Origin of the sequence: Streptomyces sp. NPDC046977 (assembly GCF_040644455.1) — a bacterium.
Lineage (GTDB): Bacteria > Actinomycetota > Actinomycetes > Streptomycetales > Streptomycetaceae > Actinacidiphila.
On record NZ_JBEYWO010000012.1, the window covers coordinates 112,432 to 138,837 of the forward strand.

26 protein-coding genes are annotated in these 26,406 nt (G+C 72.7%); 6 read left to right on the forward strand and 20 right to left on the reverse strand.

The genetic code is table 11. The features are described 5' to 3' along the window. The first annotated feature begins 153 nt into the window (after positions 1-153). Positions 154-831 (forward strand): hypothetical protein, encoded by a 678-nt coding sequence (locus tag ABZ883_RS19885; RefSeq protein ID WP_360907624.1) that lies wholly within the window; start codon positions 154-156, stop codon positions 829-831. 41 nt (positions 832-872) lie between these two features. On the opposite strand, the gene ABZ883_RS19890 is transcribed toward ABZ883_RS19885, so the two are convergent. The 4 genes from ABZ883_RS19890 to ABZ883_RS19905 all read right to left on the reverse strand — a co-directional run bounded on the left by ABZ883_RS19890 (position 873) and on the right by ABZ883_RS19905 (position 4,339). After that, a complete protein-coding gene (locus ABZ883_RS19890) occupies positions 873-1,580 on the reverse strand; it encodes a class I SAM-dependent methyltransferase (protein ID WP_360907626.1) in 708 nt (235 codons plus the stop codon). Between the two features lie 100 nt (positions 1,581-1,680). Continuing rightward, entirely contained in the window at positions 1,681-2,727 is a 1,047-nt protein-coding gene (locus tag ABZ883_RS19895; protein ID WP_360907628.1) for a PP2C family protein-serine/threonine phosphatase, read from the reverse strand. Positions 2,728-2,846: 119 nt separating this feature from the next. Next, complete coding sequence (locus ABZ883_RS19900) at positions 2,847-3,458, reverse strand: helix-turn-helix domain-containing protein (RefSeq protein WP_360907630.1); 612 nt, start codon at positions 3,456-3,458, stop codon at positions 2,847-2,849. Next, positions 3,458-4,339, reverse strand: a complete 882-nt coding sequence (locus ABZ883_RS19905; RefSeq protein WP_360907632.1) for an SAM-dependent methyltransferase — start codon at positions 4,337-4,339, stop codon at positions 3,458-3,460. The genes ABZ883_RS19900 and ABZ883_RS19905 overlap by 1 nt, the downstream gene beginning before the upstream one ends. 152 nt (positions 4,340-4,491) lie before the next feature. Here ABZ883_RS19905 and ABZ883_RS19910 point away from each other — a divergent pair, with 152 nt between their 5' ends. Next, complete coding sequence (locus ABZ883_RS19910) at positions 4,492-6,618, forward strand: SpoIIE family protein phosphatase (protein ID WP_360907634.1); 2,127 nt, start codon at positions 4,492-4,494, stop codon at positions 6,616-6,618. 87 nt (positions 6,619-6,705) lie between these two features. Here ABZ883_RS19910 and ABZ883_RS19915 read toward each other — a convergent pair whose 3' ends face one another. The 3 genes from ABZ883_RS19915 to ABZ883_RS19925 all read right to left on the reverse strand — a co-directional run bounded on the left by ABZ883_RS19915 (position 6,706) and on the right by ABZ883_RS19925 (position 8,741). Further along, the gene (locus ABZ883_RS19915) at positions 6,706-7,194 is read right to left on the reverse strand and encodes a hypothetical protein (protein WP_360907636.1); all 489 of its coding nucleotides are present in this window, start codon (positions 7,192-7,194) and stop codon (positions 6,706-6,708) included. Between the two features lie 60 nt (positions 7,195-7,254). Continuing rightward, entirely contained in the window at positions 7,255-7,812 is a 558-nt protein-coding gene (locus tag ABZ883_RS19920; protein WP_360907638.1) for a hypothetical protein, read from the reverse strand. A gap of 92 nt (positions 7,813-7,904) precedes the next feature. Continuing rightward, positions 7,905-8,741 (reverse strand): siderophore-interacting protein, encoded by an 837-nt coding sequence (locus tag ABZ883_RS19925; RefSeq protein ID WP_360907640.1) that lies wholly within the window; start codon positions 8,739-8,741, stop codon positions 7,905-7,907. Positions 8,742-8,819: 78 nt separating this feature from the next. Between ABZ883_RS19925 and ABZ883_RS19930 the strand changes: the two genes are divergently transcribed. The 3 genes from ABZ883_RS19930 to ABZ883_RS19940 are packed head-to-tail and all read left to right on the forward strand — an operon-like array spanning position 8,820 to position 12,731. After that, positions 8,820-9,692, forward strand: a complete 873-nt coding sequence (locus tag ABZ883_RS19930) for an ABC transporter ATP-binding protein (RefSeq protein WP_360907642.1) — start codon at positions 8,820-8,822, stop codon at positions 9,690-9,692. Next, complete coding sequence (locus ABZ883_RS19935) at positions 9,689-10,660, forward strand: iron-siderophore ABC transporter substrate-binding protein (protein WP_360907644.1); 972 nt, start codon at positions 9,689-9,691, stop codon at positions 10,658-10,660. The genes ABZ883_RS19930 and ABZ883_RS19935 overlap by 4 nt, the downstream gene beginning before the upstream one ends. Positions 10,661-10,664: 4 nt before the next feature. Further along, the gene (locus ABZ883_RS19940; protein ID WP_360907647.1) at positions 10,665-12,731 is read left to right on the forward strand and encodes an iron ABC transporter permease; all 2,067 of its coding nucleotides are present in this window, start codon (positions 10,665-10,667) and stop codon (positions 12,729-12,731) included. Between the two features lie 27 nt (positions 12,732-12,758). On the opposite strand, the gene ssuE is transcribed toward ABZ883_RS19940, so the two are convergent. The 11 genes from ssuE to ABZ883_RS19995 all read right to left on the reverse strand — a co-directional run bounded on the left by ssuE (position 12,759) and on the right by ABZ883_RS19995 (position 23,745). Continuing rightward, a complete protein-coding gene (gene ssuE / locus ABZ883_RS19945) occupies positions 12,759-13,316 on the reverse strand; it encodes an NADPH-dependent FMN reductase (RefSeq protein ID WP_360907649.1) in 558 nt (185 codons plus the stop codon). Positions 13,317-13,405: 89 nt separating this feature from the next. After that, on the reverse strand, positions 13,406-14,182 hold the full coding sequence (locus ABZ883_RS19950; protein WP_360907651.1) for an alpha/beta fold hydrolase: 777 nt from the start codon (positions 14,180-14,182) through the stop codon (positions 13,406-13,408). Between the two features lies 1 nt (position 14,183). Beyond that, positions 14,184-15,218 carry an LLM class flavin-dependent oxidoreductase gene (locus ABZ883_RS19955; protein WP_360907653.1) on the reverse strand — a complete coding sequence of 345 codons (1,035 nt, stop codon included), beginning with the start codon at positions 15,216-15,218 and terminating at the stop codon, positions 14,184-14,186. 9 nt (positions 15,219-15,227) lie between these two features. Beyond that, positions 15,228-16,604, reverse strand: a complete 1,377-nt coding sequence (locus tag ABZ883_RS19960; protein WP_360907655.1) for an LLM class flavin-dependent oxidoreductase — start codon at positions 16,602-16,604, stop codon at positions 15,228-15,230. A 27-nt stretch (positions 16,605-16,631) separates the two neighbouring features. After that, the gene (locus ABZ883_RS19965; RefSeq protein WP_360907657.1) at positions 16,632-17,498 is read right to left on the reverse strand and encodes an ABC transporter ATP-binding protein; all 867 of its coding nucleotides are present in this window, start codon (positions 17,496-17,498) and stop codon (positions 16,632-16,634) included. Beyond that, positions 17,495-18,394 (reverse strand): ABC transporter ATP-binding protein, encoded by a 900-nt coding sequence (locus ABZ883_RS19970; protein WP_360907659.1) that lies wholly within the window; start codon positions 18,392-18,394, stop codon positions 17,495-17,497. Before ABZ883_RS19970 ends, ABZ883_RS19965 begins: the two co-directional genes overlap by 4 nt. Further along, positions 18,391-19,275 (reverse strand): ABC transporter permease, encoded by an 885-nt coding sequence (locus ABZ883_RS19975; protein ID WP_360907661.1) that lies wholly within the window; start codon positions 19,273-19,275, stop codon positions 18,391-18,393. The genes ABZ883_RS19970 and ABZ883_RS19975 overlap by 4 nt, the downstream gene beginning before the upstream one ends. Positions 19,276-19,277: 2 nt before the next feature. Further along, on the reverse strand, positions 19,278-20,306 hold the full coding sequence (locus ABZ883_RS19980) for an ABC transporter permease (protein ID WP_360907663.1): 1,029 nt from the start codon (positions 20,304-20,306) through the stop codon (positions 19,278-19,280). 31 nt (positions 20,307-20,337) lie between these two features. Beyond that, positions 20,338-21,912, reverse strand: a complete 1,575-nt coding sequence (locus tag ABZ883_RS19985) for an ABC transporter substrate-binding protein (RefSeq protein ID WP_360907665.1) — start codon at positions 21,910-21,912, stop codon at positions 20,338-20,340. A 442-nt stretch (positions 21,913-22,354) separates the two neighbouring features. Further along, positions 22,355-23,314 (reverse strand): DsbA family protein, encoded by a 960-nt coding sequence (locus ABZ883_RS19990; RefSeq protein ID WP_360907666.1) that lies wholly within the window; start codon positions 23,312-23,314, stop codon positions 22,355-22,357. After that, a complete protein-coding gene (locus ABZ883_RS19995) occupies positions 23,311-23,745 on the reverse strand; it encodes an Rrf2 family transcriptional regulator (RefSeq protein ID WP_360907668.1) in 435 nt (144 codons plus the stop codon). Before ABZ883_RS19995 ends, ABZ883_RS19990 begins: the two co-directional genes overlap by 4 nt. Positions 23,746-23,881: 136 nt before the next feature. On the opposite strand from ABZ883_RS19995, the gene ABZ883_RS20000 reads away from it, so the two are divergent. Then, positions 23,882-24,388 carry a cupin domain-containing protein gene (locus tag ABZ883_RS20000; RefSeq protein WP_360907670.1) on the forward strand — a complete coding sequence of 169 codons (507 nt, stop codon included), beginning with the start codon at positions 23,882-23,884 and terminating at the stop codon, positions 24,386-24,388. Positions 24,389-24,466: 78 nt separating this feature from the next. Here ABZ883_RS20000 and ABZ883_RS20005 read toward each other — a convergent pair whose 3' ends face one another. Both ABZ883_RS20005 and ABZ883_RS20010 read right to left on the reverse strand, forming a co-directional pair. After that, positions 24,467-25,396 carry a hypothetical protein gene (locus ABZ883_RS20005; RefSeq protein ID WP_360907672.1) on the reverse strand — a complete coding sequence of 310 codons (930 nt, stop codon included), beginning with the start codon at positions 25,394-25,396 and terminating at the stop codon, positions 24,467-24,469. Between the two features lie 236 nt (positions 25,397-25,632). Then, positions 25,633-26,358 (reverse strand): alpha/beta fold hydrolase, encoded by a 726-nt coding sequence (locus ABZ883_RS20010; RefSeq protein ID WP_360907674.1) that lies wholly within the window; start codon positions 26,356-26,358, stop codon positions 25,633-25,635. Between the last annotated feature and the right edge of the window lie 48 nt (positions 26,359-26,406).

Below are 26,406 nucleotides of genomic sequence, written 5' to 3' on the forward strand. Positions count from 1 at the left end.
TAGGGGAGAATCCGGGATCGATTCTCCGTGCGCCGGACGGGAATTCCCCATTCGCTCATTGCGTGTGCGACATGCCCCTTCGCGAGTCGGTCGGCGTGAAGGACGGCCCGCTCGCTGTCGGCCGGGCAAGGCCCCCGTACTACGCTGCCGCCCATGACGGTGCCCGAGCGGCCGCGGCCGATCACCAGCTGCTGGCTGTCCTGGCTGGCGGTTCCGACGTGGGACCGGGAGGCGGTGGCCGACCAGATCGGCCTTACGGGGGTCACCGAGACGACGTGGTCCGCCGGCGTGGAGCTGATCGACCGTATAGCCCACGATCTCGCCGAACGCCTCTCTCACGTCCTGGTCACCCCGGCCCTCAACGGCTGGGTACTGGTCGTCGGCCCGTGGTGCGGCCTGCCCGACCTGAACCGCACAGCCGATGTCACCCGCCTCTGCTTGGAACTGAGCACGCGCCACCATCAGGCGCACGCCTACTTCTACGGCGAACGAGGCGACGGAGACGCCTGGCTGATCGCCGAGAACGGTTCGATCACCAGGCGCTGGATCAGTGAGTACCCCGAACTCGCCCTGGGCCGGCCGGTCGAAGCGGAACGCCGCAGCCTCGACGCGATCGGTGTCGTGGGACGCCCCGAGGACTTCGATCCGGAGGAGGCTGTCGACGTCCTCGCCGACTGGGAGTGCCCGGCCCTGGCCATCGCACAGGCTCTCAGCTTGAACCCGACCGCTCTCGCAGCGACATCCGGGCCGGCTGGCACTCTCCTCGTTGCCACGCCGCCCGCGGCACGGCTCACCGACCCGTTCGCCCACAGCGGCACCTTGCCCGGCTGACCACAGGCTGTTCCTGTGGGGCAGATCGAGGCGCCCGGTGTTCAGCATCTGGGCGCTGGGCTCGCGTCCCGGTGGATCCGGAGGAGCGAGCAGGTGAGCGGGTTGTCGTCCTCCGGGGCCCTGAGAATGTCCACCTGGTCGATGACCAGTCCGTGAGGGGCGAACAGGCTTGCCCAGAGGGCGGGGGTGAGCACCCACATCCGGACGGTGAGACGGCCGCCGCCGGCCAGCGGCAGGATCTCCTGCCGCGGGGCGAGGGCCGTCGAGGGGCCGTGCCCCTGGGAGTTGGTGTGCAGGACGGAGAGGATCAGGCGTCCGCCGGGTGCGAGCGCCGCGGCGAGGGCGGGCGCGAGCCGGAGGGGGTCGATGTAGGCGGCCCCGTGGACGGAGTAGATGACGTCGTACGGATCGGCTTGCCCGAGGTGCTCGACGGCGTCGGAGAGGATCAGGTTCAGCCCCGGTCGGTGGCCGTACCGCTCAATGGCGCGCCGGTGCTGCGAAGGGGAGGCGTCAACGGCGTCGACCAGGGCGCCGCGTTCTCGGGCGAGGTAGGCCGCGTACTTTCCGGTGCCCGAGCCGAGGTCCAGGACGCGGCGGCCGGTGAGGTCCTCGCCCAGGATCTCGGCGCCGGGCCCGGCCGGCCAGAATCCCCATGTCAGGCGGTCGGGTTCGGGGACATCGGTCCTTCGGTCGAGGTGGTGGTCGCCGTAGGCCGTCCATGCGGCGATGTTGGTCTGCTCGGGATGCACCAGGAGCCTCCGATCGGCCGAAGGTGAGCGGGCCGGACCCGTCCATCGTCCGTGGTCCTCCAGCGGTCCGTCCATCAGCCCACGTACGGCTGCGGCACGTTCAGGACATCCGGAGCGGTGCGTTGCGGATGGCGACGCAGGCGATGTCGTCGTTGAGGTTGCCGCCGCTGTGGTGGAGGAGGGCGCCGTGGAGCAGGTCGAGGAGCGCGGTGGGCGAGGTGGTGTCCGTGTCGCGGGTCCAGGTGGCGAGGGGGAAGAAGGCGCCCTTGTCGTCCCGGGTTTCCGTGACGCCGTCGGTGTAGAGGAGCAGCAGGTCGCCGGGGGTGAAGGGGACGTGTTCGACGTGGTAGCCGGAGCCGATGAGTGCGGCGAGGTTGATGGGTGGTGACGGGGTGCGGGACTCGACGCTGCGGGTGTCGCCCCCGTCGAGCAGCAGGGCCGGCGGGTGTCCGCAGCTGAGTACGGAGGCCTCGGAGCCGGTGGGCGGGATCTCGACGAGGACGGCCGTGGCGAAGCGCTCCGCGCCGTCGGGGGCGGGCACGTCGACGTTGTAGCGCGTGACGGAGGTGTCCAGCCGGTGCGCGAGCCGGCACAGGTCGGGGGCGTCGTAGGCGGCCTCGTAGAAGGAGCCGAGGACGGCGGCCGAGACGCCGACCGCGGGCAGTCCCTTGCCGCGGACGTCCCCGAGGATGATGCGCAGACCGTGTTCGGTGTCCGCGACGGCGTAGAAGTCCCCGCCGATGCGGGCCTGCGGCGCGGCCGCGAGGTAGAGGGTCGCGATCTCCAGGTTCCGGACGCGGGCCGGCACGGGGCGCAGCAGGACTTCCTGCGTGGCGTCGGCGACGGCCCGGACCTGGGCGAGGGTGTGCTCGCGCTGCAGGCGCAGATGGCTGGCGTAGGCGGCCGCGAGACTGACGGCGCAGATCGCGCCCGCGGTGTAGAAGGCCGACATGTCGGAGAAGGCGAGGGCGAAGCCGATGACCGGGAGCAGGCAGATGACCCCGAGGGTGAGGGTCGCCCTGACCGACCAGACGGACGCGGCGAGCGCCGGCGCCGCAGGTAGCAGCCGGGAGAAGGGCACGTCCTGCGGGGTGAACACCGCGAGAAGGCCGATCACCACCGTGAGGGCGACAGGAGACAGGAGCACCGGGTCGCGTCGCCCGTGGAGACCCCAATGCATCCGAAATCGTCTCAAAGCATGCATGGGCGGATCGTACGGGATGCGTGATCGGCTTCCCGGGCACGCGCTGCGGATCGCGCTTGCGGTCACCGTCCCGTCAGGGCGTCCAGGAGCGCCCGGACCGCTTCCACGCAGGCGGCGTTGTCGAGTTCGGGGTCCCATGCGGACTGCAGCGCCAGGCCCTGGTAGACGGCGATGAAGACACGGGCGAGCCCGTCGGCCGGCAGGGCCGTCGGCAGGTCGCCGCGTTCCTGCGCTGCGTGGACGAGGCCGGTGACGACCTCGCGGGGGAGGTCCACGCCCTGGCGTGCCACCGAGAGGACCTCGGGGGAGCGCAGCGCCTCCGCCCAGATCTGGACGCCGAGTTGCACGCGTTCCCGTTCGGCCGGGGCGGCGAGCGAGCGCAGGAGGTCGAGGTAGCCGGAGGCGACGCGGCCGAAGGCGTCGGGTGTGCGGTCGCCGGGGTCGTCCAAGTGGAGCTGCCGGGTCTGGCGTTCGTGCCACTGGTCCGAGATGGCGACGACCATGGCGTCCTTGTCGGCGAAGTAACGGTAGATCAGGCCCGCGCTGAAACCGGACTCCTTCGCGATGTCCTGGATGGTGGTGCGGTGGAAGCCCGCACGGGAGAAGCAGCGGGCCGCGGCGTCGAGGATGTCGGCACGCCGGTTCCGGAGGTGTTCCTCGCTGACCTTGGGCATCACTTCACCTCCGCCTGGGCGATCCGGTAGAAGGGGGCGGCCGGCTCGTGGCGTCCCAGTGGTTCGAGGTAGCGTTCCGCGGCGTCCCGTGCCGAGAGGTCCAGGGTGAGGGCGAGTCCGCGGGCGGCGAGGTAGCCGGGGAGTTCGCCGGGCAGGAATCCGAAGGTGAACGGTTCGCCCGCCGCGCGCACGCTGGCCGCCCACGCCTCGACTCCGGCGAAGCCGCCCGTGCCGTCGAGGGCGCGCCGGTCCATGTATGTGAAGACGATCCTGCTCCCGGGCGCGGTCGTGGCGGCGAGTGCGGTGAGCGTGGTGTGCACGGACGGCTCGTCGAGGTAGTTCGTCACGCCCTCCCACACCACGACCGCGGGCTCGTCGCGCAGGCCGGCCCGGCGCAGGGCCTCGCCCAGGTCCTGCCGCATCAGGTCGGCGGGCACGAAGCGGATGTCGTCGTGCGGGTGGCCGGCTTCGGCCCAGGTGGTGACGAGGGTGCGTTTGACCGCCTGGGTCGCCGGGTGGTCGACCTCGAACACGGTGGCGGTCCGCGCCGCGTCGAGGCGGAAGGCGCGGCTGTCGTACCCCGCGCCGAGGAGCACCAGCTGGCGGGCGTCGTGGGCGAGGGCGTCCCGCACCAGGTCGTCGATCAGCCGGGTGCGGACCACGGCCGACGCGCGGGGACCGGCGGGCCAGTGCCGGTCTATCCGGCGTTCGAGTGCGTTGGCCAGCCCCGAGCGGCGGGCGAGCGCCACGGCCAGGCGGTAGCCGCGGCCGAGGGACGACGCCGCGTAGGGATCGGTGAACAGGCGCGGACCCCGGCGTACGGACTCCAGTGCCCGGAAGAGCGCGACGTGCTGCGCGGTGCGGCTGGGTGTGTTCTGCATGCCGGTCATCATAATGAATGTACATCCATTTTTTATCCCGGCCGTGTGGGTGCCGTAACCCTCTCCCGGACGTATGGTCCGTTTATGGGTGAAAGGCGCTGTGGCCGGGCGGCGTGGCAGCCCGGGCAGCCGCTGCGACGTGGGGCCCGGGGGTGAGCCCGGTGCACCGCGACGACGTACGGACCACCACGGGCATGGGGCCCCTCGTCGGGCTCTTCGGCCGCCTGGGGCGGGATCTCGACGCCTCGGTGGGCATGCTCTACGTCCTGCCGCCGGGGGAGCGGGTGCTGCAGCTGCTGGCCATGTCGGGAACGTCCCGGCGGATCGCCGCCCCCTGGGTCCGGGTCGGCCTGGCGGACGCGGCGCCGGTTGCGGAGGCGGTGCGCGAGCGGCGCCTGGTGTGGGTGAACAGTCCGACCGAGCTGGCCCGCCGCTTTCCCCGGGTGGGGCTGATGGTCCCGTACGACATCCTTCTCGCCGCCGCGCCGATCACCACCGAGGAGGGGGTGTGGGGCGCGATCTGCATGGTGTGGCCCATCTGGCACCCGCCCCAGCTGAGCGCCGGCGAACGCGAGACGAGCGCCACCTTCTGCCGCCGGGCCGGCCGGCTGCTGGAGCAGGCCGCCCGGCGCGGTGAACCGCTGCTGCCCGGTGCCGAGCCGATGGTGCTGCCCGCCGTGCGCACCAGCACCCCGGACCCGGCCGAAGCGCTGGCCGCCTACGACTTCGCCGAGCGCCTGCCGACCGGATGCGCGTCGCTGGACCTGGACGGCAGGATCACCTTCCTGAACAGCGCGGCCGCCGAACTCCTGGGCCAGCACACCTCCGACCTGCTCGGCACCCGGCCCTGGGAGCGGCTGCCGTGGCTGGACGACCCCACGTTCGAGGACCGCTACCGGGCCGCCGTGATCAGCCGCCAGCCCACCGCGTTCATCGCCTGGCGGCCCCCGGACCGGCGGCTGTCCTTCCACTTCTACCCCGCGTCCAACGGCATCAGTGTCCGGATCGCACCGGTCACCGAGGCGAAGGTCATGGAGGAGAGGGCGGCACCGCCGCGCGGCCAGGGGCCGATGGGCGCGTCCACCCTCTATCAACTGATGCATCTGGCCGCGACCTTGAGCGAGGCCGTCGGGGTCAGGGACGTCGTGGACCAGGTCGCCGACCAGCTCGTCCCCGCCTTCGAGGCCGAGGGACTGGCCCTGCTGACGGCCGAGGAGGGCCGCCTGCACGTCGCCGCCCACCGGGGTTACACGACCGAGTTCATGGCCCGCTTCGAGGGCGTCCCACTCAGTGCGGCCACCCCGCCCACCCAGGCCCTGGCCACTGGGACGCCCCGGTTCTTCACCAGCTTCGGCGACTTCCAGCGCGCCTACCCCGAGGCCCCGCGCTACGGCGACCGGGACGCCTGGGCCTTCCTCCCGCTGATCGCCTCCGGCCGGCCCATCGGCCTCCTCACCCTGTCCTACGACCGCGCCCGCCCCTTCCCCCTGGCCGAACGTGCCATCCTCACCTCACTGGCCGGGCTCATCGCCCAGGCACTGGACCGCGCCCACCTCTATGACGCCACGCGCCACCTCGCCCGTACGCTGCAGACGGGCCTGCTCCCCCAGGACCTCCCCGAAGTCCCCGGCCTGGAGGTCGCCGCACGCTACCGTCCGTCCGGCCACGGCCAGGACACCGGCGGCGACTTCTACGACCTCATCCACTGCGGCAGCACCTGCGCCGCCCTCGCCATCGGTGACGTCCAGGGGCACAACGTGCAGGCCGCGGCGCTCATGGGGCAGGTCCGCACCGCCGTCCACGCCCACGCCACCGCCCACACCTCGCCGAGCAGGACCCTCACCCGCACCAACCGGCTCCTGACCGACCTCAACGCGGGACTGTTCACCAGTTGCCTGTACGCCCACCTCGACCTGGGCCGCCACCGCGCCCGGCTCGCCACGGCCGGGCATCCGCCGCCCCTGATCCGGCATCCCGACGGGCGCGCCGAGGTCCTGCGCATGCCGCCCGGTCTCCTGCTCGGGGTCGCGCCGGACGGCGAGTACCCCATGACGCGCATCCCGCTCTCGGCGGGAACGGTACTGGTCCTGTACACGGACGGGCTGGTCGAGGCCCCCGGGGTCGATATCGAGCGCAGCACCACCGACCTCCTGCGGTACCTCGCCCCGGCCGGCGACCGGAGTCTGGACGACCTTGCCGACACCCTCGTGGACCACGCCCTGCGGACCACCCCCGGCAACGACGACATCGCGCTCCTGATCGCCCGGGTCACCGGGTAGCGACCCGTGCCCGGAGGACCCCTCGTCCGAGGGCACCCGCCGGACGGCAACGGGCCCCGCGCGCACCGCGCGCGGGACCCGGAGGGTTCAGGTGGTGAGCAGGCGGTTGAAGAAGGAGCGGTACTGCCGCAGGGCCGTCCGCAGGTCCTCGGTGTTCACCTGCTCGCCCCGGTCCCACTGCCCCTCCAGTTCCTGCTTGTGGTGGGCGAATGTCGCCGCCAGCTTCTGCATGACGTCGGCGACGAGGGCGTCGGCGGTGTGGACGGCGTCCCGGGGGTCGTCCACGAACTCGCTCTGGATCTGCTGCCAGCGGGCGCGGAAGCTCTCCTCGTCCTGCGAGGTCAGCAGTTGCGGCGCCCGGTCCGCCGCGGTGTTCTCCCTCGGGGCTCCGGCGGCCGTCTCCGGCGGGGGTCCGGACGGCTTGCGGACCGGTGCGGCGCCTTCGCCCGGGTAGGCGGGGGCGCGAGAGGACGGGTCCGGCCGGTCGGGGGGTGTGTCGAGGTGTTCGCGCGGCTGCGCGAGTTCCTCGGTGGTCAGGGCGCTCTCGCGGGAGTGTCGTGCGCGGTCGCGTTCCATCTTTCGCCTGCCTCGTGTTGTGGTGGCGGCGTGGGCTGACCCGGACTTCGGTCGGGCCGGTCAGGCCCGGACGTGGCGGGACTCGCCGCCGTCGGTGAGCAGTTCGTCGAACAGGGCGCGGTAGTGGACCATGGCGCCGCGCAGTTGCTCGGTCGTGGCCTGGTGCCGGGAGCTGAGGGCGTTGACCTCGTGGGCCTCCCGGTAGTGCTCCAGCGTGTGACCGTGCTCCACCGAAAGGTCCTTGAGCTGCTGGTCGAAGTCCTCGGTCGGGTACCCGCGCTCGTGCATGAGGGAGGTCACCAGGCTGTCCGCGTCGTGGACGGCGTCCTCCGGGCGGTCGACGAACTCCTCCTGGACGCCGGTCCATTCCCGCGCGTAGCGGTCACGGACGCCGCCGGGCAGCGGCTTGATGTCCAGGGAGTCGTGCCGCTTGGCCCGGGCGTTGAGATCCCGTTCGGCTTCCCTCCGGCTGCCGGTGCCTTCGACGGTCCGCTCGTACTCCGGGCCAAATTGCCGGCGCAGGCGCCGGTGCCGCGTGAACAGCGTGGCCGCCACCGCGATGATGACGAGCACCACCACGATGGGGATGATGATTTCCAGAAGTGTCCCTGTCGACATGGGGCCGGACTCCCTCGCACCTTCGGGAACCCCCCTCGTTCGACCCCTGCCCCCAGCCCTCCGCCTGAAACACCCACCTCAGCGGCCGCACGTCACGCGGGCCGGCGCGCCTCGTGCTTCCAGAAACCCGAGAACATGATGCGGTCCTTGGGCAGGCCGGCGCGGTGGAGGTGTCTGCGGCCCTTGGTGGTGAGGCCGGATTCGCCGACGACGAAGGCGTAGGCATGGGTGTCGACGGCGCTGTGCCGGCGGAGTTCTTCGAGTGCGGCGTCGCCGGGGACGGCGGCGGAGTCCTCACGGTCTTCACGTCCGTCCCGGACGACCCAGGTGACGGTCATGGCGGCGGGCGCGTCGAGGTCGCGCCGGTCGGCTTCGGTGGGGACCTCCTGGATGAGCCGGCCGACGGTGTCGCGGGGCAGTGAGCGCAGGATGCCGGTGACGGCGGGCAGACCGCTCTCGTCGGCCACCACGATGACCTCGGACGCGTCCTGCGGAGGGTCGAACATGACGCCTTGGTCGAGCACCGCGAGGCCGTCGCCGGGGCGGGCGGCGCAGGCCCATATGGCGGCCCGGCCCTCCAGTTCGCCGGTGGGCCCCCGGTGGACGACGAAGTCGATGTCCATCTCGGCGGCCTCGGGGCGGTGGCCGGCCACGGTGTAGTTGGAGTAGTGCGGCCGCTCGTCCTCGGGGATGGCCAGGTAGGCGTGCCACCACCGGTCCCCGGTGAACTCCGGGAGCCGCAGGACGGATTGGTGGGGCAGTTGCATGAAGAGCCGGAACCAGTGGTCGTAGCCCAGCCACGGGAACTCGCCGAGATCCGCGCCCGTGACGGTCACGCGCTGCATGGAGGGGGAGACCCGCTCCGTGCGGACGACCTCGGCGCGGAAGAGTCGGGGGTTCTGCGGCATGAGCCGCGGGATCTTCGCCATGAGGGAAGGTTAGCCTAAGTTTACTGAGCCGCCGGGGGGTGGTCGGAGGCACTAGTTAGGTTAGGCTAACCTTCGTATGTGAGTTCTGGTGAAGAGACGACCGCGGCCCCCGGCGTGCGCGGTCACCGGTTGTCGGCGCGCGACGTGACCGTGGCGTACGACGGGGCCGATGTCGTGCACCACGCGGCGATCACCCTCCGGCCCGGCGAGGTGACCGCCCTCGTGGGCCCCAACGGCAGCGGCAAGTCGACGCTTCTGCGTACCGTGGCACGCCTCCAGCGGGCCCGCAGCGTCACGCTGACGATCGACACGGCGGACGGGGACACCACCGACGCGCTCGCCCTGACGGCCCGTGAGTTCTCCCGCCGGGTCGCGCTGCTGACCCAGGGACGCCCCGCGCCGGGCGGCCTGACCGTGCGCGACCTCGTGGAGTTCGGCCGCTACCCCCACCGGGGGCGCTGGGGCCGGCCCGACCCCGACGGACCGGCCGCGGTACGGCGTGCGCTCGCCCTGACCGGCGTCGAGGACCTGGCCGGACGGGGCGCCGAACACCTCTCCGGCGGCCAGCTCCAGCGGGTCTGGCTGGCGAGCTGCCTCGCCCAGCAGACCGGCGTGCTGCTCCTGGACGAGCCCACCACCTACCTCGACCTGCGCTACCAGGTCGAACTCCTCGACCTGGTCCGCGACCTGGCCGACCACCACGGCATCGCCGTCGGGGTCGTCCTGCACGACCTGGACCAGGCGGCCGCCGTCGCCGACCGGATCGCGCTGCTGTGCGCGGGCCGGATCGTCGCCGACGGCCGTCCCGAGGACGTGCTGACACCGGAACGACTGACCGACACCTACGGCATCCGGGTCGATGTCGACATCGACCCCCTGACCGGCCTGCTGCGCACCCGCGCCGTGGGCCGCCACCACGCACGACCCGAAAGGCTCAAGTCCACCTCATGAGAAGCCCGTTCATCGTCATGGCCGCCGCCGTCGCGGCTGTCGCCCTCGCCGGCTGCGGGACCACCGAGCCCGCGGCGGCCGGCGCCGGCAAGACCGCCCAGGCCATCACCCTCACCGACGCGACCGGCGCCGAGGTCACGCTCGACGGGCCCGCCAAGAAGGTCGTCGGCACCGAGTGGAACGTCGTCGAGAGCCTCGTGACGCTCGGGGTGGACCCGGTCGGCGTCGCCGACGTCAAGGGATACACGACGTGGGACACCTCGGCCCCGCTCAACAACACGCCCAAGGACATCGGCACCCGCGGCGAGCCCAGCATGGACACCATCGCCTCCCTCTCGCCCGACCTGATCGTCGCCACCACCGACCTCCAGGCCTCCGCCGTGGCGCAGTTGAGGAAGATCGCCCCCGTCCTCGAGGTCCGTTCCGCCGACGCCGCCGACCCGGTCGGGCAGATGAAGGAGAACCTCGACCTCATCGCCGAGGCCACCGGCACCGCGGCCCGCGCGGACGAGGCGAAGAAGGCGTTCGACACCAAGGTCGCCGAGGGCGGCAAGGCCCTCGCGGACGCCGGCCTGAACGGTGCGAGGATCGCGTTCGCCGACGGCTGGGTCGCCTCCAACCAGGTGTCCGTCCGCCCCTACACCGGCGGTTCGCTCATCGGCGGCGTCAACGAGGCGCTCGGCCTGAAGAACGCCTGGACGATGAAGGGCGACAAGGACTACGGCCTCGCCGCCACCGACGTCGAGGGCCTCACCGGCCTCGGCGACATCCGGTTCGCGTACATCGGCAGCGACAGCGAGCCCAGCGACGTCTTCGCCGACGACCTCGGCAAGAACGCCGTGTGGAAGTCCCTGCCCTTCGTGAAGAAGGGCAACGTGCACCGACTGCCCGACGGCATCTGGATGTTCGGCGGCCCGCGGTCGATGGAGGCGTACGTCGACGCCCTCGTCGCAGCACTGACGAAGTAGCACCATGGCCGTCACCGCAACGACCCCCGCCACCCGGCCGCGCGCCGCCGCCTCCAGGACGGCCGCGGCCGCGGTGACGGCCCTGCTCGCGCTCCTGGTCGCGGTCCTCGCGGTCGTCGACATCACCCAGGGCACGGCGTCCGTCGGACCGGCCGAGGTGTGGAAGGCACTCGCCGGCCGGGCCGACCCCGCCGACGCGTCCGTCGTGATCGCCTCACGCCTGCCCCGGATGGCCGCCGGCCTCCTGGTCGGGGCAGCACTGGGCGTCGCCGGAGCGGCACTTCAGGCCGTCAGCCGCAATGTGCTCGCCGCTCCCGACACGCTCGCCGTGAACGCCGGGTCCTACCTCGCCCTCGGCCTGCTGACGGTCGGCGGAGTGTCGCTCCCGCTGCTCGCCTCCTCAGGGGTGGCCTTCCTGGGCGGCCTCGCGGCCGCGGCCGTCGTCCTGTCGTTGTCCGGACTGGGCGCGGGCACCGTGCGCCTGGTGCTGGCCGGCAGTGCCCTCACCCTCGGGCTGTCCTCCGTCACCGAGGGGCTGATCCTGCTCTTCCCCCAGCAGACCAACGGCCTCTACCAGTGGAGCCAGGGCAGTATCGGCCAGAACGGCTTCGACGGCGTCGTGCGGATGGCACCCGTCGCCGTGGCCGCCCTCGCCGGACTGCTGCTGACGGCCCGTCGGATCGACGCCCTCGCGCTCGGCGACGACGCGGCACGCGGTCTCGGCGTCCCCGTCCGGGGCACCCGGATCACGGTGGTCGTACTCGCCGCGCTGCTCTCGGCCGCGGCAGTCACGCTCGCCGGGCCCATCGGCTTCGTCGGCCTGTGCGCGCCCGCCCTCGTCCGGCCGCTGACCCGGCGCTTCGGGCGGCTGGTCAGGAGCCGGGTGTCCATGCCGGTCACGGGCCTGGTCGGCGCCGGCCTGGTGCTCGGCGCGGACGTGGCCCTGCGCGCGGTGGTGAACGCGCAGGCCGCCGTCGCCGTGCCCACCGGCGTCGTCACGAGCCTGGCCGGCGCGGTGTTCCTGGTCGTCATGGCGGTGCGCGCCCGGGAGACGGCCGGGGTGAGCGCGCCGGACCGGCTGCGCATCCCGGGCCGGACCGCGTTCCTGGTGACCGTGGGCGTCCTCGTCGCCGCGCTCGTGGGCGTGGCCGTCGCCGGCGTGCTGCTGGGCGACACCAAACTGCTACTGGGCGACGTGGTGAACTGGGCGCAGGACAGGGCCGGTCAGACCGTGTCCTTCGTTCTCGACACCCGCGTGCCGCGCGTCCTGGCGGCGCTCCTGGCGGGGGCGGCGCTGGCCCTGTCGGGGACGCTCGTCCAGGCCGTCACCCGCAATCCGCTCGCGGAACCCGGCATCCTCGGGGTCTCGGGCGGAGCCGCGCTCGGTGCCGTCCTGTACGTGACGACGGTGTCCGCCGCGGGGGCGTGGAGCGTGGCGGGAGCGGCGTTCGCCGGTGCCGCGGTGACCGCCCTCGTCGTCTTCGGACTCGCCGCGCGGGGCGGCTTCCAGCAGACCCGCCTGGTCCTCGTCGGCGTCGGCGTGTCCGCTGCGACCACGGCCCTCATCAGCCTGCTCATCGTCCTGACCGACCCCTTCAACGCGACGAAGGCCCTGACCTGGCTGTCCGGCTCCACCTACGGACGTACCGCGCCCGACACACTGCCCGTCGCCGCCGCCCTCGCCCTGGGCATCGCGGTCGCGGTGGCCCGCCGCGGCGAACTGGACCTCCTCTCCCTCGACGAGGACACCCCCCGCCTCCTCGGTCTGCGACCGGGCCAGGCACGGCTCGGGATCCTCGTGACGAGCGTGCTGCTGACCGCCACCGCCGTGGCCGCGGCGGGCACGATCGGCTTCGTCGGACTGGTCGCCCCGCACGCGGCCCGGGCCCTGGTGGGCCGCCGGCACGTGCGGGTCGTCCCGGTCGCGGTCCTCCTCGGCGCGGTGCTGGTCTGCACCGCCGATCTCGTCGGCCGTACGGTCATCGCCCCGGCGCAGCTCGGCGCCGGGCTGATGACGGCCGTCATCGGCACGCCGTACTTCCTGCGGCTGCTGCTGCGCACCCGGCGGTAGGCCGTCACAGCGACGGCGGCGCGGCGGTCATCCCGTGGGCGCGAGGGCTGTTGTTCGGCCTCCGAGGGCGGCGGAGAAGCGGTCGGTGACCTCGACCAGGGCTTCGGCCGCGGCAGGTGCGACGGTCAGTGCGCCGTCGTCGGCCACGGTGATGTCCTTGTCGAGGGTGAACCAGCCCGGCACGACGTGCGCGGCGCCCATGGCGCTCAGCACCGGACGCAGCGCGTAGTCGATGGCCAGGACGTGGGCTGTACTGCCGCCGGTGGCCAGCGGCAGCACCGTCTTGTCGGCGAGCGCGTACTGCGGGAGCAGGTCGAGCAGCGACTTCAGCAGCCCCGAGTAGGCGGCCTTGTAGACGGGTGTGCCGATCACCACGCCGTCGGAGCGCTGGAACAGGGCCGCCGCCTCGGTGACGGCCGGGTGCCGGAAGTCGGCGCCGAGCAGCGCTTCGGCGGGCAGGGTGCGCACCTCCAGCGAGACGACGTCGTGGCCCTGGAGCCGGAGGCGTTCGTCGAGGTGACGCAGCAGACGTGCGGTGCGGGAGGTGGCGGAGGGGCTTCCGGAGACGGACAGGATGGCGGCCATACGGACCTTCCGGGTTCGGGGTACGGACGTACGGGATGGGGCGGTGCGCCACCAGGTCAGGGGCGCGGGGGAGGTGCCGGCGGCGGAGGTCACCAGGCGCTCGACTCCACCGTGACGACGGGCACGAGGCCGTCGCGGAGCGCCTCCAGGAACAGGACGACCTCGGCCGCGACCGAGCGGTGCTGAAGGTCGTTGAGGACGTCGTGGTGGGCGCCCCGGACCACCGACAGGCGGGCCCGGGGCAGGGACTTGGCGGTACGTGCGAGCGCGTCGCGGTCCGCCAGCGGATCGGCGTCACCGACGAGGAGCAGGGCGGGGACGTCGGCCTCGTTGTCGTGGGCCGCCGCGAGCAGGGCATCCGGCAGGGCGTCGCCGAGCGAGCCCCTGCTCACCCGCGGGTCCTGCGTGAGCGTGCTCCGGTGCGCGGGGCAGGAGGTGCGGACGTCCAACTCGGCCTCCCAGGTGCCGGGCGCGCCGGCAGCCCGGCCCGGAAGACCCGCGAGGACGACGGCGTCCGGCCGTCCGGCGTCCGCCTCCTCGGTGCCCGCGACGAGGGCGAGGAGCGCGGCGATCGCCACGGCGCCGGCGTCGGCTCCCACGAGGACCAGGGGCCGTACCGGGCCGTCCTCGCCGGCGGCGCCCTCGACGGCCTCGGCGAGGCGCCTGCCGAGCGCGGCCGACGACTCCGCCGCATCGGCGGTGCCGACCGCCGGGGCGTCGATCACACGGACGCGGTAGGCGTCGGCGGCCAGCCGCCTGCCGAACCGGGCGTACGTCGCGCGTGTCTCCCCGCGACCGGGCACCACGACGACCGTGCCGCGCGTGCGCAGGCCTTCGGGGGCGTGGTGGTCGGTGTATTCGGTCATGTCAGACTCCCGCGGGTTCGGGCCGGGGTGCCCCGGCGGGCTGCCAGCCCAAGGCGGGGGCGATCCGCGTGGCGATGAGTTCCAGGGCGCGGAGCGCCGCGTCGTGGTCGGGGACCGCGGGGTTGAACTGGGTGATCAGATCGGTCGCGACCGGCAGCACCCTCTCCTGCCGCAGCGCGGCGACGATCTCCTCGGGAGCTCCGTGGAAGGCATGGAAGCGGCGCAGGGCCTCGGCCACGTCCAGGCCCCTCGGAAAGGCGCCGCTGTCCGCCATGCGCGATGCCGCCCGGAGGACGTCGTCGCCGATCTGCCGGAGCGCGGTGCGCTTGTCCTTCGCGGGGAACACGAACCGGGACAACCCGATCCGGGGGCGGCGCGGCTGCTCCCAGGCGGCGAGGAAGGCGTCCGCCCACGGGCGCTGCACGGTGTCGGTCGGCGCGTCGAACCCGTACGCGGCCCTGTTGAGGAGCAGATTCGAGCCGGCCGCCGCGGCGTACGCGGCGCCCTGCGCGCTGAACACGCCCTGCCAGACGCGGTCGGTGAAGTCACCGGTGGCGGGCTGCACACGGAAGCCGGGCGCCCGCACCTCCTGGCCGGCCAGGGCCCGGCGCAGAATGTCGAGGTGCGCGCTGGTCAGTTCACGCCTGCGCTCGATGTCCTTGCCGAACGCGGCGTACTCCAGGCCGTTGTACCCGCTGCCCACGCCGATCTCGACGCGGCCGCCGCTGAGCGTGTCGACGGTGGCGACGTCCTCGGCCAGACGCACCGGGTCCTCCAGGGGGAGGACGGTGACGGCCGTGCCGAGCCGGATACGGGTGGTCCGTGCCGCGGCGTGGGCGAGGAAGGTCCACGGCGAGGACAGCCCGCCACCGCCGGCGGGCACGTGGTGCTGGGCGACCCAGCCGACGTCGAAGCCGAGTTCGTCGGCGGCGACGAAGAGTTCCTGAGCGTTGCGGTAGGTGCGGGCCGGGTTGTCGTCGCGGCTTTGGACATGGGTGAGGAAGCCGAGCCGGAAGCGCGGTGTCGCGGAGGTCATGGGCCGGCCTCAGTCGTTGACGAGATCGTCGGTGAGGCCCTCGACGAGGCCGTCGACGAGCCGGCGTGCCTCGGTGTGGCGGTTGGCCGGGACCGGCAGGCCGAGATTGCCGCGCAGGGTGTCGGCCTCGTACTCGGTGCGGAACAGGCCGCGTTGCTGCAGGATCGGGACGACACCGTCGACGAAGAGGGCGAGTTCGTCGCTGGTGCGGAAGGCCAGGTTGATGCCGTCGAAGGTGTCGGCCAGAAACCACCGCTCGATGGTGTCGGCCACGGTGTCCGGCGCCCCGACGAAGGGCGAGACGCGGAACTCGTTGACCGAGTCCGCGATCTGACGCAACGTGAGGTTCTCGGCCCGCGCCCGCTCGATGATCCGTGCGGCGCCGGTCCTGCCGCCCTTCTCGGCGAGGTGGGCGACGTCCGGGAACGGCGCGTCGAGGTCGTGCGCGCTGAAGTCGTACGCGCCGAAGGCGCGGCCCAGCAGCGCGAGGTTGCGGTCGAAGTCGTTGTCCTCCTCGAAGATCTCCCGCTCGCGGCGCAGGGCCTCCTCGTCGGTGGCGGCGACGACGGGACTGCCGTGGATGAAGATCTTGATGTGGCCGGGGTCGCGGCCGTGGGCGGCGGTGCGCCGCTTGATGTCGGTGTAGTAGTCGTGGGCCTGTTCCAGGGATCCGCCGGGTGCGTAGATGCCCTCGGCCACCCGCGCCGCCAGGTCACGCCCCTCCTCGGAGACCCCGGCCTGGAAGATCACGGGCCGGCCCTGCGGCGACCGCGAGAGGTTGAGGGGGCCGGCGACCTTGAAGTGCTCGCCGACGTGGTCGAGCGCGTGCAGCTTGGCCGGGTCGAGGAAGATGTTGCGGTCCACGTCGGCCGGGAACGCGTCGTCCTCGTAGGAGTCCCACAGCCCGCGGGCCACTTGGACGAACTCCAGGGCCCGGCCGTACCGGGTGGCGTAGTCGAGGTGCTCGTCGAATCCGAAGTTCCGGGACGTGCCGGTGTCGAAGCTGGTGACGACGTTCCAGCCGGCGCGGCCCTGGCTGATGTGGTCCAGGGAGGCGAAGCGCCGGGCCAGGTTGAAGGGCGAGTTGTACGTCGAGCTGGCGGTGCCGACCAGGCCGATGTGCCGGGTGTGCGTGGCCACCGCCGACAGCAGGGTCAGGGGTTCCAGCCGGTTGAGGTAGTGGGCCGGGTAGGTGGCGTTGATGAACTGGCTGTCGACGATGAAGAGGGCGTCGAAGAGGGCGTGTTCGGCCGCCTTGGCCTGTTCGATGTAGTAGTTGATGTCGATGCTGGCGTTCTTGGCGACGCGCGCGTCCCGCCACAGGCCGTGCTGGCCGGGGCCGCCGACACCGTAGGGGTGGAGCGCGAGGTGGATCCTGCGGGACATGGTGGCTTCCTCCTGTGGGTGGTGGGATCAGGCGTCGAGCAGGGCGCGCAGGGCTTCGCGTTCGGCACGGTCCGTGGGGGAGGAGTGCAGCGTGGGCGCGGAGCCGACGAGCAGGCGTGTGTACGGGTGCCGGGGCCGGCCGACGATGTCGCGGGCGGCACCGGCCTCGACCAGTTCGCCCCGGTAGAGCACGGCGATGCGGTCGGAGACACCGGCCACGGAGCCGAGGTCGTGGGAGATGAAGACCAGGGCGACGCCGGAGGCACGCAGTTCCTTGAGGATCTTCAGGATCTGCACGCGATTGGCCGAGTCCAGGGCGCTGACCGGCTCGTCCAGGACGACCAGCCGCGGATCGGTGACCAGCGCCCGCGCGACGGCGACCCGTTGGCGCTGACCGCCGGAGAGCTCCCCGGGCAACCGGTCCAGCAACTCCTCGTCCAGGCGAACGCGGGGCAGGAACGCGCGCACGCGCTCGGCCGCCGCGGCGCGGGTGTCCCCGCGCAGGAGCAGCGGCTCGGCCAGGGACTCCTCGACGGTGATGTCCGGGTCGAGACTGCGCAGCGGGTCCTGGAAGACGTACTGGACGACACCGCGGCGGCGCAGGGCCCGCCATTGCCGGCGGCTGTGGGCGCTGACGTCCTCGCCGCCGACGGCGACCGAGCCCGCGGAGGGGCGCACCAGGCCCAGTACGGCGCGCGCGAGGGTGGTCTTGCCCGATCCGGTCTCACCGATGACGCCGACGGTCTCGCCCGGCGCGACGGTCAGCGAGACGTCGTGCAGGGCCCGGCGGCGACGGCGGCCGAGGCCGTAGTGGACCTGGAGTCCGGCGACCTCCAGGACGGGGGCGCCCGGTTCGCCGCCGGCGGAGTGCGCTGCGGGCGGTTCGGTGGTCACCGGTCCTCCTCGGGGGTGCGGAACTTCTCCAGGCCGTACTGCTGGTGCTCGGCGACGAGCAGGCGGGTGTACGCGTGCCGCGGGGCGTGGAGTACGGCGTGCGTCGGTCCCCGCTCGACCACCTCGCCCTGGCGCATGACGAGGACCTCGTCGCACAACTGGGCGACGACGGCCAGGTCGTGGGAGACGAGGACGAGGGCCAGCCCCGTGCGGTCGCGCAGTTCGGCCAGGAGGTCGAGGATCTCGGCCTGGACGGTGACGTCGAGGGCCGTCGTGGCCTCGTCGGCGATGAGCACCCGCGGGTCCGCGGCGATGGCCGCCGCGATCAGGACCCGTTGGAGCATGCCCCCGGACAGTTCGTGGGCGTACTGGGTGAAGACGAGTTCCGGATCGCGCAGCCGGACCGCCCGCAGCAGTTCGACGGCACGGTCGCGTGCCTCGCGCCGCCGCAGTTTCTTCTTGGCCCGGACGACCTCGGCGATCTGCGGACCCACCCGGATCGAGGGGTTCAGGTAGGACGCGGGGTCCTGGAAGACGGCGCTGATCACCGCGCCCCGGAGCGCCGTCCACTGCGGAGGCGTCAGCGTCGCGATGTCCGTGCCGAGGATCTCGACCGAGCCGCCGGTCACCTCGAAGTGCGGAGGCAGGATGCCGAGCGCTGCGCGGCAGGTGAGGGTCTTCCCGCTGCCGGACTCGCCGACGATGCCGACCGTCTTGCCGGGGGTGAGTTCGAAGGTCGCGCCGCGGACGATCTCGCGGTCGCCGGCCCGGTCGCCGATGTGCACGTCGCGCAGGGACAGCACCGGCGCGGGCGGTCCGGCCGCGTCTCCGCCGGCGTCGCCGGGCACGGCGCTTGTGGTCTGTCCGGGGTCGACGTTCTCGGACACGGTGGTCATCGCGTACCTCCGGCGGCGTCGATCCGGTCTTGCCGGTGGGCACGGGCCTTGCGGGCATTGACCAGCGCGCGGCCCGCCTCGCCGGAGACGTCGCGGATCGCGTCGGCGAGCTGGTTGCCGGCCCAGACGGCGACCATGATCAGCAGGGCGGGTGCCAGTGGCGCCCACGGCTGCTGGCTGAGGTAGCCCAGGTCGTAGGCGAGCAGGCCGCCCCACGTGGGCGCGGGAGGCTGGACGCCGATGCCGAGGAACGTCAGGCTCGACACGATGACGAAGCCGAGCCCGATCGTCTGGGCGAACGCGACGGCGATCGGCGGGAGCACCTTGACCCAGACGTGGCGGCGCACGATCCAGCCGATGGAGGCGCCGGAGATCAGTGCCGCCTCCACGTACGGCGCCCGGGCCACGGCGAGGGTCGCGGCGCGGGACACCCGGTAGAACAGCGGCGACACCAGGGCGCCGGTGACCAGCATGGCCTGGGTGATGCCGTTGCCGAGGAGGGCGATCACCGCGACGGCGAACAGCAGGAACGGCAGGGCGACGAGCGTGTCGGCCAGACGGAGGGTGATCCACTCGAACGCCCGGCCGAGATGGACCGACAGGATGCCGGGGACCGCACCGGCCACCAGGGCGGTGAGCGCGACCTCCAGGGAGCCGAGCACGCTGACGCGGGAGCCGTCGAGCAGCCGGCTCAGCACGTCGCGGCCGAGGTAGTCCGTGCCCAGCCAGTGGGCCGAGGACACGCCGGCGAGCGTATCGGCGCCGGTGGCCAGGGGATCGGCGGGAGCCAGCACCGGACCGAGGGCCGCCAGCAGCGCGATCACGACGAGGACGGTCGCGGCGATCCGGCCGGAGCGGAGAGCGAGGGCACGGCGCACCATGGTCACACCCCCCGTTGGGCGGCCGGCGTCACGCGCGACAGCACCAGGTTGACGATCAGGTTGAAGGCGACGACCAGGACGATCGACACCACGAGGACGCCCTGCACGGCGGGTACGTCGCCCGCCTGCGCGGAGTCGTTGGCGAACCTGCCGAAGCCCTGGAGTCCGAAGATCCACTCCGTGACGACGGAGGCACCGACCAGCGCGGGGAACTTCAGCCCGACGGTCGCGAGCGCCGGCCCGATGCCGTTGCGCAGGACATGGCCGAAGAACACGCGCCGTGGGCTCAGGCCCCGCACCACGGCGCCGGTCACGTAGTTCTCGCGGTACGCGCCGACGAGGCTGGTGCGCAGTTGGCGGGCGACGTCCGCGACGACGTCGAGGCTCAGGGCGACGGCGGGCAGGGTGATGTGCGCGAGCCACGGGCCGATGCCCTGCTCCGCCGGGACGTAGCCGGCGGAGGGGAACAGGTGCAGTTCCACGGCGAGGACGGCGACCAGCACGATGCCCACCACGAAGGGGGGCATCACCGAGATCACCGTGACGAAGCCCGTGATCGCGCGGTCGAGCCAGGTGGTGCTGCGGAGCGCCGCGGCCGTGCCGAGGGCGAAGCCCACGGTCACCCCGATGACCAGCGCGAAGGTGGCGACCGAGAGGCTGACACCGAGGCCGAGGCCGATGAGGGTGGAGATGTCGGCGCCGTTGGTCCAGCTGCTGCCGAGCTGTCCGTGCAGGATGCCGGTGAACCAGTCCCAATACTGCACGAGGAAGGGCCGGTTCAGCCCCCAGAGGGCCTCGATCCTGGCGATCGCCTCGGGGGTCGCGTCCTCGCCGAGCTGGATCCGCGCCGGGCTGAGGCCGCTCAGCGACCGCAGCGCGAAGGTCACGAAGGTCGCGACCAGGAACACGGGTACGAAGATCGCGACCGAGCGGGCGAGAGCGACCAGGATACGGCTCGCGGTCCGCCGGATCCTGATCGCGGCGACGCCGCGACGTCGGACGGAGGTGACCGGCAGGGCGGTCGTCGTCATGAGGGTGCCCCTTTCTGCGGCGGACGGGCGGTCAGCCGCGACCGGAGATCGTCACGCCGGTCCAGTCGAGGTGGGCCGGGTTCTTCGGCAGGGCCGAAATCGACGGGCTCTTGGCGAAGAGGTTCGGCGAGGAGTACGTGAAGACCAGTGCCTTGGTCCGCAGGCCCGCCCGGGTCGCCGCCTGCAGGGTTCGCGCGTAGTCCGGCGCGTCCAGCGGGGTCCGGCGGACCTTGGCGACGGCCGCCTCGAAGCCGGCCGGTTCGTACGGCGAGCTGAGGTTGAGCGGGCCGTCGGGGCCGAAGTGGGCGGTGAGCGTCTGCGCGGCGGAGTCGCGTCCCGTGGTGCCGTAGAGCGAGAACGTCAGGTCCTTGGCGAAGAAGGGGGTGGCCCAGTTCTTGTCGATCTTGATGCTGACGGTGATGCCGACGGCGCCCAGCTGCGACTGGACGATCTCGGCCTGCGGGTCCTCCGCGGGGATGACCAGGTCGAGCTTGATGTCCCCCGGCCTGTGGCCCGCCTCGGCGAGCAGCTTCCTGGATGTCGCCGGGTCGTACGGGTAGGCGTTCTCCGACCGCGGGTCGTAGGCCACGTAGCCCTTGGGGAACGGCTGGTCGGTCGCCTCGCCGTAGCCGAAGGTCAGCTTGTCCACGAACTCCTTGCGGTCGACCGCGTGGCGGACGGCGTCGACGACCCTGTCGTCGTCGAACGGCGCCTTGTTGATGTTGAGGCTGATGTTCGACGCGTTGTAGCCGGGCTGGACGAAGACGTCGAGGCCGGCCTTCTTGGCGGCGTCCGCCTGACTCGGTTTGATGTCGGCGAAGTTGTAGACGCCGGTCTGCAGTCCGGAGACCACGGTCGACGCGTCGGGGGCCGAGACCAGTTCGACGTCGTCGATGTGGATGTTCTTCGCGTCCCAGTAGTCCGGGTTCTTCTTCAGCAGCACCTTGGTGCCGGGAATCAGCTGCTCGACGACGAAGGGGCCGGCGCCGACGGGATCCTGGTCCAGTTTCTCCGGGTGCGCGGCCGCCTTGGGGCTGGCGATCTGCAGCACACGCTGACCGAGCAGTTGCGGGATCTGGTAGTCGACCTGGGTGAGGTGGACGACGGCGTCCAGTCCTTCGGCGTCCACGGACCCGATCGAGGTCAGGTCGCCGAAGAGCGCCGAGTTCTGCTGTTTCTTGGCCCGTTCGACGGCCGCCTTGACGGCGGCCGCGTCGACCGGCTCGCCGTCGCTGAACTTCACGCCGGGGCGCAGGTGGAAGGTGATCTCGTCGCCGGCGGCGTTGTACTCCCAGCTCTCGGCGAGGTCGGGGACGGCCTTGCCGTTCTCGTCGGTGCGCGTCAATGATGCGTACACCAGGGCGAGTTCGCGGAACTGGGCGCCGCTGCCCGACACCACCGGGTCCCAATGCGCGGGGAAGTACGACGAGGCCCACTTCAGCGTGGCGCCGGCGCCAGTGGCACCCGTGCCGTCGCCGCACGCGCTGAGGGCGGGGGCGAGTACGCAGACAAGTGCCGTGCCGAGGGCCGCGGCGCGCGGCCGGGCCGGTCGCCGGGCGGATCGCGGGTCGGTTCCGGAAGGGCGGGTGCTGAGTCGTCCGGGCATCTCAAGGCTTTCTGCGAGGGCCCTGGCCCGTCTCGGGACGGGCGGGGGCGCGGCGGCGGGCGCGGTTCGCACTCGCGCCGGAGCCGGCTCGTGCCCCTCCGGACGTGCCTGTGCGCACGGACGCACACATCGGGGCACGCCGCGCTCAGGGCAGGGCGTCGGCAGGTACGCGGGGGCTCACCGGGTGAAGGGCGAGGGAAGGCGGCGAAGCGCGGGGGCGGCGCGGGCGACGGGCGCCCGCGGCGGCTGAGCGGCGGGACGGCCGGCGCCGACGGAAGGGGTCAGGCGCCTGTGGGCCGGGGCTGCGGCCGGTCAGCGACAGAGAGCGCTGGAGGTGCGCCGCAGGTCCACGTAGCGGCACACCACACCGGGGTGCGTCGTGAGCATGTTGCACATCCTGGCGACCGCCGCGAACGGCTGTCAATAGACACCAATTGGTGTCTCATTGGTCGGGACGCGGTCCTGATCGCCCGTCAGAGGCCGTTCGGCTCAGCAAGTGTGCGCCGCCGCGGGTCGCCGGGTGCACGGCGGCCTCCTCGAAGTGCAGCCACAAAGGGCCGTTCCCGGTGTTCACCCGGACCGCCTCCGGCGGGGGCCACGGGCCTTCCGCCAGCAGCTCGCGCTCCGGGCCGGTGAGGCTGCGGTAGTGACGCAGGGCCTGCGCCGGCGGGAGCGGGGGCGCGGCGGCCGTCAGCCCCGGGCGCAGCTCCTCCACCGCCGCGGTGTACTCCTCGTAGGTCCGCCAGCCCGGCACCACTCGGTGCCCCGCCGGGGTGCGGACGAGCAGCGTCGGCAGCGCGTACCGGTACCCGCCGTCGCCGGTCTCCTTCGCGCCGCCGGGATGCGGCGAGCGGCCGGACACCGACAGCACGTCCCGCACCGGGCGCCGCGCCTCCGCCCGGTCGGCGCGCACCCGCTCCCGTATCTCGGCGGACGCCGCGTCGGCCGACAGCCGTTCCAGGTCGAGACCGGGCACGCCCCGCACGGCGGCCAGCGCCAGCGCGGGCGTGTCCGCCGGTTCTCCCAGGACGAACACGGTCTCCCGTAGACGGCGCAGCACCCGCTCCGCCACCTCGCCGCCCTGGAACTCCGCGGCCTTGGCCGCCAGCGAGGACGGCCAGGAACTCGCCGCCACGCGGTCCAGCCGCGGCGCCCGCGGTGCCCGGGTGTGGGCGCTGATCCCCTCGACGTAGGCCCTGTACCAGGCCGTCTCCGCGGCGGGGTCGGGGGCCGGATCGTCGTCGAGGTCGAACAGCAGGCAGTACACGCGGCGCCAGTGGACCCGCCCGGCCAGCGCCGCCCTCAGCCTGCGGAAGACGGGCTCCGATCCCCAGGCCCACGGACACAGCGGATCGGTGTACTCGACCACCTCCACCGCGGGCGGGGGAAGTCCGGCCGTCACGCGGCTCCCTTCCGGGCCGGCTGTCCCGCGGCGTCCGCCGGCAGCAGCGACAGCAGGGTCACCCCGCCGAGGATCGCCGCCGCACTCGCCTCGACCTGGCGCCACACGCCGGGCAGTCCCGAGGCGGCACCGGGGTAGTCGAGCCCGGCCGGCGACTCGCCCCGCAGGGTGATCAACTCGCCGTCCACGGCGAGTGAGACGTCCAGGAGGGTGATCTCCCCGGCGGGCCGGCCGAGCCAGTAACCCCCCTCGCAACCGCGCTGACTGAGCACCAGCCCGGCCTTGCGCAACTCGCCCACCACGGACTTCAGGAAGCGGAAGGGGATCTGCTGCGAGGAGGCGATCGCCTCGCACGTCAGGGGACGGGCGGGCTCACAGGCGAGCTCCAGGAGAGCACGCGTGGCGTAGTCCGCCTTCGCGGAGATATGCATGGGCACATCATGCCGGACCTGAGGCGGCCGACCAGGGCCCGTGCGGTTCGCCCGCCACATTGCGGCAGTATTGCCGCAGGTGAAGGGCAATGGACACTTCTTGACATCCTTTTCGGGGCAGCTCTACCGTCCCGGCATGAGCGAGCCGTTGACGAACCCCGGTGAGGGCTTCCACCCCCATCTCCCCGACACCCCCGGGCACGGGGCGACGCCCCTGCGCTCCCGGTTGCACCACATCCGCGCGGACTCCCTGGACGACGGGACGGCGCAGACCGGCGGGATGCGGCGGTTCGCCGCCGTCAGCGGGAAGACCGTGGGATCCGAGAAACTGTGGATGGGCCAGACCCATGTGGCCCCCGCGACATCGTCCTCCGACCACCACCACGGCGAGTCCGAGACCGCCATCTACGTGGTGAGCGGGCACCCCGAGTTCGTCTTCCTCGACGGTTCCGGCGAGCAACCCGGTGAGGTACGGCTGCGCACCGCACCGGGCGACTACATCTTCGTCCCGCCGTTCGTGCCGCACCGGGAGGAGAACCCCGATCCCGCCGAGGAGGCCGTGGTCGTCATCGCCCGCAGCACCCAGGAGGCGATCGTGGTCAACCTCCCCGGGCTGTACGCGCTTCCGACCGATGGGGCCTGAAAGGCTCCGCAGTGCACGGGATTTGGCGCGGACAACGGCAAGTCCCGGTACGCCCCGTCCGGAGGGCGTGACCGTGTGTCAGTTCTCGGACGGGGCGCCGAGGCGTTCGAGCAGGAGCCCTTCGCGGGTGGACCACGGGCAGATGGTCACGCTGCGGGCCTCGCAGGCCTCCATCAGGGCCTCCGCCACGAGCGCCCCGGCCAGGGACTGCCCGGCGCGGTGCGCGGAGATCCCCGGCAGCTTGTCCCGGCTCCCCGGCGTCGTGGCCGCCAGCAGCGGGATCGCCTCCCGCAGGGCCGGCAGGGTCAGCCGCTCCGGCGTGCGGCCGCGCTTGTCACGGCCCGCCGCGAGCCGGGCGAGCTGGGTGAAGGTCTTGGAGCACGCCAGGACCGCTCCGTCCGGCTCGGCGCGGGGCAGCCCGGCCACCGTCCCCAGGTACCGGCGCAGTTCCCGCCGCACCTCGGCCAGTTGCTTCGCGGACGCGGCGGTGCCGCCGGACAGGTGCTTGCGTGTGACGGTACGGGCGCCCAGCGGCAGCGAGTGCACCGTCCGGGGCCGGGCGTCGGTGCCGGAGGCGATCTCCACGGTGCCGCCGCCGATGTCCAGGACGAGCAGCGGTCCGTCGACGGGACCCGCCCAGCGGCGCGCTGCCGCATAGGCCAGCCGCGCCTCCTCCTCGCCGGGCAGCACCCGCAGCTGGACGCCGGTGGTGTCCGCCACCCGCTCGATGACGTCGTCGCAGTTGGGCGCGTCCCGGATGACGGAGGTCGCGAACGCGAAGACCTCCGGCAGCCGGAGCCTCGGGTGCGCGGCGACCACTTCGGCCACCGCCTCCTGCACCGTCCTGACCCCGGACCGACGCAACTGGCCCTCCGGGCCCAGGCTGTGGTGCAGCCCCAGCCGCACCTTGTGGGAGAGCACCGGCTCCAGCACGCCGTCCTTCGATCGCCGCACCACCGTCAACAGGGCGCTGTGGCAGCCCACGTCGAGGACCGCCGCCTGCCGCATCCCACGACTTTCCCGCACCACGAGCCTTCCCTCCCCGGGTCGTTCCGTTCTCCCCGGCTCCCTGCCCGGGGCGGTCGCCATGGGCGGTGACCAGCTTGTCGGGGCACCGCGTAGCCATCATGTCACCGCCGGTTCCCGCCCCCTGGTCCGGCACGCCCTCCGGTACGCGATTCTGTTGCCCGGTGAACGGATTCTGACGCCGCCCTGCCGCCCCGCTCGGGGGCGGGTGACGGCGGTCACACGCGACGTGCGACGAAGTCCCCTATGGCCCGGGCCACTTCTTCGGGGTGCGTGATCAGGGCGTCGTGGGGGCCGGGGATCATGACCGGGCGCATGCCGAGCCGTGCGGCGAACTCCGCACCCGGCCGTGGCAGCGCCCGGTCGTCCCTGCTGAGGAGGTAGAGCAGGGGGATGCCGAGCGATGTCGGATCGGGGGCGCCGAAGGGCTCGGTCTCGTAGTGGCCCGGCATGGGAGTGACGAGAGCCGCGACGAGGCGTTGCAGGTCCTCGGACCGGCCCTGGAGAAGGTACGTCCGGACGAAGTCGACGTCGATCGGCCACGCATGGGCGGGCGAGTCCAGCAGCTTGCGCACCCCGGGCTGCATCTCCGGCAGGAGTTCGTCGAACGTGCTCCTGCCCGGCGCCGGCAGGAGGGCGTTGCAGTAGATCACCGCGGCGACCCGCCTCCCCAGCGCGAACGCCGCGTTCGTCACCGGGTAGCCGCCCCAGCTGTGCGCGACCAGGACGACGCGCTCCGCTCCGAGACGCTCCACGTGGCGGACGATGTGGCGTACGGCGTCCTCCGGGCGAGGGGTCACGGTGTCGTCGCCGTCGGCGAGACCGGGAAGGGTCAGCGTCACCGCCTCGTTCCCCGCGGCCCTCAGGAGCCGGGCCACGGGCTGCCAGGACCAGCCGCCGTGCCACGCTCCAGGAACCATGACAAAGGGAGGCGATCGCCTCATGCGTCCGACATTACGTTCCGTACTGCGCGGGGGGCCCGCCGGCAGCGA

Excerpts from the sequence above, each read along its gene's own strand:
- ssuE (WP_360907649.1), bottom strand. The coding sequence starts at position 13,316 with ATGGCCGCCATCCTGTCCGTCTCCGGAAGCCCCTCCGCCACCTCCCGC.
- ABZ883_RS20005 (WP_360907672.1), bottom strand. The coding sequence starts at position 25,396 with ATGCGGCAGGCGGCGGTCCTCGACGTGGGCTGCCACAGCGCCCTGTTG.
- ABZ883_RS19980 (WP_360907663.1), bottom strand. The coding sequence starts at position 20,306 with ATGACGACGACCGCCCTGCCGGTCACCTCCGTCCGACGTCGCGGCGTC.
- ABZ883_RS19915 (WP_360907636.1), bottom strand. The coding sequence starts at position 7,194 with ATGGAACGCGACCGCGCACGACACTCCCGCGAGAGCGCCCTGACCACC.
- ABZ883_RS19935 (WP_360907644.1), top strand. The coding sequence starts at position 9,689 with ATGAGAAGCCCGTTCATCGTCATGGCCGCCGCCGTCGCGGCTGTCGCC.
- ABZ883_RS19950 (WP_360907651.1), bottom strand. The coding sequence starts at position 14,182 with ATGACCGAATACACCGACCACCACGCCCCCGAAGGCCTGCGCACGCGC.
- ABZ883_RS19985 (WP_360907665.1), bottom strand. The coding sequence starts at position 21,912 with ATGCCCGGACGACTCAGCACCCGCCCTTCCGGAACCGACCCGCGATCC.
- ABZ883_RS19970 (WP_360907659.1), bottom strand. The coding sequence starts at position 18,394 with ATGACCACCGTGTCCGAGAACGTCGACCCCGGACAGACCACAAGCGCC.
- ABZ883_RS19940 (WP_360907647.1), top strand. The coding sequence starts at position 10,665 with ATGGCCGTCACCGCAACGACCCCCGCCACCCGGCCGCGCGCCGCCGCC.
- ABZ883_RS19955 (WP_360907653.1), bottom strand. The coding sequence starts at position 15,218 with ATGACCTCCGCGACACCGCGCTTCCGGCTCGGCTTCCTCACCCATGTC.
- ABZ883_RS19885 (WP_360907624.1), top strand. The coding sequence starts at position 154 with ATGACGGTGCCCGAGCGGCCGCGGCCGATCACCAGCTGCTGGCTGTCC.
- ABZ883_RS19975 (WP_360907661.1), bottom strand. The coding sequence starts at position 19,275 with ATGGTGCGCCGTGCCCTCGCTCTCCGCTCCGGCCGGATCGCCGCGACC.
- ABZ883_RS20000 (WP_360907670.1), top strand. The coding sequence starts at position 23,882 with ATGAGCGAGCCGTTGACGAACCCCGGTGAGGGCTTCCACCCCCATCTC.
- ABZ883_RS19905 (WP_360907632.1), bottom strand. The coding sequence starts at position 4,339 with ATGCAGAACACACCCAGCCGCACCGCGCAGCACGTCGCGCTCTTCCGG.
- ABZ883_RS19920 (WP_360907638.1), bottom strand. The coding sequence starts at position 7,812 with ATGTCGACAGGGACACTTCTGGAAATCATCATCCCCATCGTGGTGGTG.
- ABZ883_RS20010 (WP_360907674.1), bottom strand. The coding sequence starts at position 26,358 with ATGAGGCGATCGCCTCCCTTTGTCATGGTTCCTGGAGCGTGGCACGGC.
- ABZ883_RS19900 (WP_360907630.1), bottom strand. The coding sequence starts at position 3,458 with ATGCCCAAGGTCAGCGAGGAACACCTCCGGAACCGGCGTGCCGACATC.
- ABZ883_RS19925 (WP_360907640.1), bottom strand. The coding sequence starts at position 8,741 with ATGGCGAAGATCCCGCGGCTCATGCCGCAGAACCCCCGACTCTTCCGC.
- ABZ883_RS19995 (WP_360907668.1), bottom strand. The coding sequence starts at position 23,745 with ATGCATATCTCCGCGAAGGCGGACTACGCCACGCGTGCTCTCCTGGAG.
- ABZ883_RS19960 (WP_360907655.1), bottom strand. The coding sequence starts at position 16,604 with ATGTCCCGCAGGATCCACCTCGCGCTCCACCCCTACGGTGTCGGCGGC.